Origin of the sequence: Peribacillus muralis (assembly GCF_001439925.1) — a bacterium.
GTDB classification, from domain to species: Bacteria; Bacillota; Bacilli; order Bacillales; family DSM-1321; genus Peribacillus; species Peribacillus muralis.
On sequence record NZ_LMBV01000041.1, the window covers coordinates 10094 to 16008 of the forward strand.

Genomic DNA, 5915 nt, shown 5'->3' on the forward strand with positions numbered 1-5915 from the left:
TACGAAATAATTTGGTTATGATATCCCCATTACCCTTCAATGATGTGAGAAAATAAACCAAACTTTTTTCAATCTCCATTAGGTCAAAGAGTTGCTTGTTCGTTAATGAATCACGCAAATTATTCTCGATCTTAAGACGTTGTTTGTTGAGCTGTTTTAATTTTTCGATATACTGAGTTGAAATTGAAAATAATATCTCTAATGCAAAACGACTTTTCATTGAAGTGTTAACATTTTTCTTGATTACATTTTCTAAAGAGTTAGTCGCTTGGTTGCAAACCGTAACAATGTAATCTGTTCCTAAGATGATTCCAATAGGAATGGTAATATAGGAATCGAATTGACCGTGATTCATATCAATAGTTGGAACATCATTAATAATTAACGTACATTTCGTTTCTTCATCATATTGAATTCGAGCACTTTCTTCTAAATCTAACGGATCTCTTAAGAATTCCATTGGGATATTACAAAGTTGAGATACCNTTGTCAATTCTTCTTTTGACGGTGCGGTCATATTGATCCAGCAATTCTTTTCGAAGTTATCCATTATTTCTAGAATTTCATCACGAGAGGATTTATAGGTAATAATCACGATTATTCCCCCTTCTATCTTTAATCTAAAGTCTTACATAAGTAAAGGTATCAAAAATTAATCATCATACCAAACCAACCATTCAACTCATGGAAGTCAGATCTTCATCGCCATTTTCTGTGAGACATTCCTTCACCTCTTGAAGTGATACCGTCAACATGGTAACGAAAATATACGCTAAGCCTTCGGATATGACCGGCTTAGCGCATTTTCAACTTAAATCCAAGGAGGATTTCACTGAAACGGCCAGCGAAATTTACATCTATTGACGGTACTCGGTCCTTCACTGTTCTCTCTTAGGAATCACCGGTACCAGAAGGAATGAATCGTACTCCTCGCAGGTGTAAACAAATGATTTCCTTTGTCGGACTCGCTCCCGGCCGATTGCCGGAAAGAAGCTCCTGCATCAACGTAACATTTACCCTTTTTCGACGGTTTTGATGGGCAACTGCAGGTAGGATGCGTGATCGCCTCCGGTGTGTACGATGTGGGTGCCGGTATTCGGCGAGGTGTATTCAAGATTCCCCGGCATCATCGTACCCAGAAGGCTTCGCCCACTGATAACCAACCGCAATTGTTCGCCGGGATAGAACACGAGCCCAACAGGTAACATATCAATCTCCAGGTTTACGACTTCACCCGGAGAGAGTTTCTCAATACGATCAAACGAATGGGCAGGCACAGAGTCTGTTGATAGCACCGGGTCCAGGTTTCGCAACGAGGCCCGGAGGCGTCCATCGGAACCCTTGTAGCGCAGAATGGAAGCACCGCGCTCGGTGATGTCCTGCATCAAACCACCCTGATTGGGTGACGTGAACTGCTGTAATGGCGTTCCGTAGGCATCAAGTTTCTGAACAAGAACAAACAGATCCATGTCGTCGTCTCCCCGAGCTTCAACCCAGAGATTCACTTTTGGGTAACCAACCAGCACGGTTTCCTTCTCGAATCGCGTCACAAACGAGACCTGATCCGGGTTAGATTTGATAACATATTCGGCTGTGGATGACTGTTTCGGCGCATGAGTGCAGAGTGTTCGCGTAAGGCCATCAAGGAAGTATTTCGTCGATGTGACATCCTGCGGAGGGAATTCGTCGGCTGGGATATCAACCTGGTCGCCGCCCTGCAGGTCAAGCAGTGAATACCGGACCTTAGGCGTCTGATCCCATCCATTGTCTTCACTCTTTAGGAAGTGATCGAAGAAGCGTCGTAGATCTTCCCTGTTCGCTTCATCGTAGTAGTCAGGCCATTCCTGGCTGTTGTGTATTCGCAGCCATTTCTGTTCAGAGGCCATCCGGCGCCATGCTCGGAACGTTCCGGCTGTATGCAAAGTGTTTGAAAAACTGGCAACGACGTAAGCCGGCACATTGATCTGTTCGAAGCGTGGTATTTTGTTTTCCCATAATTCGTTTACCAGCGGATAGCGTTCAGCCTCGGCTATGATGTCCTCTTTCTGACCATTGCCCCAAAAACTGTTATCCCTAAGCATTCTGGCGAAACCAGTGTCAGGCATGCCGCCTCGCATAACCAGGTCACGATATACGTCACTGACGCCTTCCCACGGGTTGATCGCAGCAAGATGCGGCGGTTGTTCTGCGGCAGTGAACCACTGCGAAACAGCTAGGTAGGAGGTGCCACTCATGGCGACTTTGCCACTGCACCACTCCTGCTCGGCCAGCCATTCAATCAGGTCGTAGCAGTCACGTCCTTCCTGACGATCCCACAGCACGCTGTCTCCCTCGCAATTAGCAACGCCACGGATATCCGGGTTGCAAATCGCATACCCCTGAGCGCACCAGTATGCCGGGTCCGGACCCTCAAACTTCTCCAGTCCCGACACTATCTTATTGTCCAGACCAACCATACCGAATACCCCCATGACACTCCCGGAAGTTCCCTGGCCCTTGCCATACGGACTCCAGGCGATGATAACCGGAACTTTTTCCTCTCCGACCGGACGGAACACATCAACGTAGATAGTCACGCCGTCCCGTAATGTCACGGCTACATCCTTTTCGAATACGATGTCGACCGGCAGAGAACAGAAAGGCGGCGCTACCTGATAACCAGCCTTGAGGACGCGGGTGCCGGGATCGAAGTTACTTAAAACCCCATATCTTGGGCCCTGCTCCAATGGCTTGGAGGGAATAAATACTTTTTGATTTTCGCTCATGATAAAACTACATCCTCTCATTTTAGAAATTATTTTCTGTGACCTCTAGGCATCCTTAAACTTAAAAACAGTATTCCCCACTTTGGAGTGAAAAGATTATCTGATGTGGCAATTGTTGACTGTATCCCTCCTGGAAATTAAGTTATAATAACGAAATAACAAACAACCTGTTGTTTATTACATATCGAATTTTACAATTGAACCCTAATCTGTTCAATAATCAAAAGTGGCAGATGTGTTGGTTACGGAACACCTTTTATATTTGTGTTGGATAAAATGAAGGAGGAATTTGCTTGCGTAATGGTAATCCTGATTTACGTGTCATTCGAACAAAAGAATCAATTCGACATGCACTCGTGGAATTAATAGAAGAAAAAGGCTTCGAAGCAATTACGGTTAAGGATCTAACAACTAGGGCAAAAATTAATAGAGGGACATTTTATGCTCACTATCAAGACAAATTTGATTTAATGATGAAATGTGAAGAGGAAATTATGCTTGATATGTCCAGAATTACAAAACAAAACTTCCCAAGTGTTATTGCTGCACTTAAAACGGACCCTCTCACTGAAACACCCTTTCACCTTACAGTTTCAATATTTGAATATTTGAACGGAAATAGTGACTTTATGAAAGCTGTGTTAGGCCCAAAAGGAGATTTATCATTTCAAACAAGACTGAAAAAATTCATGTGGGAAACACTTTATGGGAATAATCCAAACGCACTTGCAAAGGAAGAAAATTTCCTTGTTCCAGGACAATATTTAGGTTCTTTTACTGGATCTGCAATTACAGGAGTCATTCATCAATGGCTAGATAGTGGCAGGAAAGAATCTCCACAAGAAATGGCTCGTATCCTAACGACCATTATGGTTAATGGTCCCTTATTTGCAGCGGGTTTAAAGAAATAATTCTCAGAATAAAAGGGGCGAGGTATTAGAAAAAATGCTGTCGGGGATCGGGTAGGGGAACTTGTAACCAGAAGGGCGTGGAAGTAGTCTTGCTAAATCGGGAATATTGGATTACCACAATGTGCAAATAAGGGATTTTTGTGGTAATATTGTCATAGATATGTAAGAAGGTAGATTTAGTATTGAAAAAAGGTAAGTTCATATAAAACATCTATTAATTAGACTTGAAAGTGTCTTTAGTTTATTTCCGATGCAATTTATAGGCTTATAAGGAGAAGTGGTTATGCGTAAGGTTACTGTTGGAATACCCTGTTACAATGAAAGTGAAAATATTTTAAAATGTTTGGATAGTATAACATCTCAGACAGATATATTTCAGGAAATCGAAGTCCTAATAGTAGATGACGGGTCAACGGATGATACAGTGAAAATCATTGAGGATTATAAAAAACAGAACAAGAAAAAAGGCAGTATAAAGATATTAACTCAAGAAAATACTGGCGGCCCATCAACCGCTAGAAATCGAATTATCGATGAAGCCAAAGGGGAATATATTTTCTTTGTGGATGCAGACGACTATCTTGGTGAAAATTCGATTTCAAATATGTATACATTAGGTAAAGACAACGATTCGGATGTTATTATCGGAAAATATGAGGGCGTCAATCGTAGAGTGCCTGTATATGTCTTTAAAAGTACGCAAATAAACACGAACTTTTTTGATTCGCTAGTAAAAGACACGATGTCAGTATTGAAAATGTTTAAAACTGAATATCTCCGTTCTTTAGATGTTCGTTTTAAAAAAGATATTAGAATGGCAGAAGATCACCCTATTGCGATGAGTGCTTATTTACACACTAAAAAAATTAGTATATATGCAGATTCTCCATGTTATTATTGGGTCAGGCATGTCAATAATGAGCATAGAACTCATTTAACCGGCGGCGTCATTGCTGTAGATGAATTTTATAAATATCTTTTTGAAACTTTTGAAGTAATAAAAAATGCCCGAATCACGGAAAAAGAAAGAACAGAGGCGTATAGAATATATTGGGACAGGTTACTTTCGCTTGATATAGTTAATGAGTTTAAACGCAACAGAACTGAACCGGAGAGACATCATTCATTTGCGATTCTACTTCGTTTGTTTAATAAGTATGAAGGAGCGGTAATAACACCTTTATTAACTGGATATAAACGTTATACTGCCCTGCTACTGTGCAATGAGGATTATCTTTTATTCACTGAATATCTGAAAATAAAATGAGAACAATAGAAAAACACTCTCAATATATAACTGATAAAAATATCGGAAATTTTACATGCCTTTTGACTAACGGGAGTTGCTTTGGCAGTTCTTTTTTCTTATGGAGTATTAATAACAGGCTTCATTGCAGCATCAATAAGGCATTACACAGATAAAATGACAGCAAAGATGTAGGAAATCTAACAATTCCACAAACAAGTGCATAGTAGGAATTAGGGGCCGCTAAGTTGGTGGCCTTGTTTTTTTACGGAGTGATCATGCAGATTAAGGTGAGGGGGAAATGATGAAGAATTATCTTTCGTTTAATGTAATTTTGTTTATGGCATTTTTGCTAGGAACGATACTTACGATATTTATCATAGTTAAAGATATCGATAACTCGCTATCCATTACATTTGTTATAGGCTATGTAATTTTTCTTTTTCTATATGTTTTGTTCTCGATTATGTTAATTTTTGTGAATATAAGGAAGTTAAATTGGATTCAGATAAGAAAAAGATTGTTAACGTTTATAATATATTTTGTTTCTTTAAATGCTTTGCACTTTCTTTTTTCTTATTTTTTAAAACGTTCGGAAATGGATATTTGGGATATCGCAGGTCCTTTAGGAGTATCAATTGGCTTGGCCTTTTCAGATTTAATGACTTGGAAAAGGAAGGCATAAAGCACTGGAGTTTTGTTGAAGATTAATTGCTTTTACACCACCAATTGAAAAGAATTTATTGTATCGTACTCTTTATTCGAATGAATATGTAAGCTGATTTTGTTGAAAATACTGCTGGTCAACTTTTTTATGGGAAAGAAAAATCATTTTGAGGTGATAACAAATGGTGGATAAAAAATTATTTACACCAATTTATATAGCAGAGACTCCTTTTGTAAATGGGCAACTTAAACCCAAGAAATGGATTTGAGTCAATATTTTGGACACTAAAAGGTTAAATCTTAAGCTGTATTCCTAATTCGATCTTC

Annotated in this window: 5 protein-coding genes; 3 read left to right on the forward strand and 2 right to left on the reverse strand. The window is 39.7% G+C overall.

Annotation, left to right across the window (positions count from 1 at the left end; genetic code table 11):
- Together ASU00_RS26485 and ASU00_RS23255 are read right to left on the reverse strand one after the other, a co-directional pair.
- On the reverse strand, positions 1-485 hold a 485-nt coding region (locus ASU00_RS26485; RefSeq protein ID WP_236712823.1), incomplete at both ends, for a magnesium transporter CorA family protein.
- Positions 486-1013: 528 nt separating this feature from the next.
- Positions 1014-2765 (reverse strand): CocE/NonD family hydrolase, encoded by a 1752-nt coding sequence (locus ASU00_RS23255; protein WP_057915819.1) that lies wholly within the window; start codon positions 2763-2765, stop codon positions 1014-1016.
- A 293-nt stretch (positions 2766-3058) separates the two neighbouring features.
- On the opposite strand from ASU00_RS23255, the gene ASU00_RS23260 reads away from it, so the two are divergent.
- The 3 genes from ASU00_RS23260 (at position 3059) to ASU00_RS23270 (ending at position 5607) form a co-directional block, all read left to right on the forward strand.
- A complete protein-coding gene (locus ASU00_RS23260; protein ID WP_057915820.1) occupies positions 3059-3676 on the forward strand; it encodes a TetR/AcrR family transcriptional regulator in 618 nt (205 codons plus the stop codon).
- Between the two features lie 283 nt (positions 3677-3959).
- Positions 3960-4943, forward strand: a complete 984-nt coding sequence (locus ASU00_RS23265) for a glycosyltransferase family 2 protein (protein WP_057915821.1) — start codon at positions 3960-3962, stop codon at positions 4941-4943.
- Between the two features lie 283 nt (positions 4944-5226).
- Positions 5227-5607, forward strand: a complete 381-nt coding sequence (locus tag ASU00_RS23270; RefSeq protein ID WP_057915822.1) for a hypothetical protein — start codon at positions 5227-5229, stop codon at positions 5605-5607.
- The last annotated feature ends 308 nt before the right edge of the window (positions 5608-5915 follow it).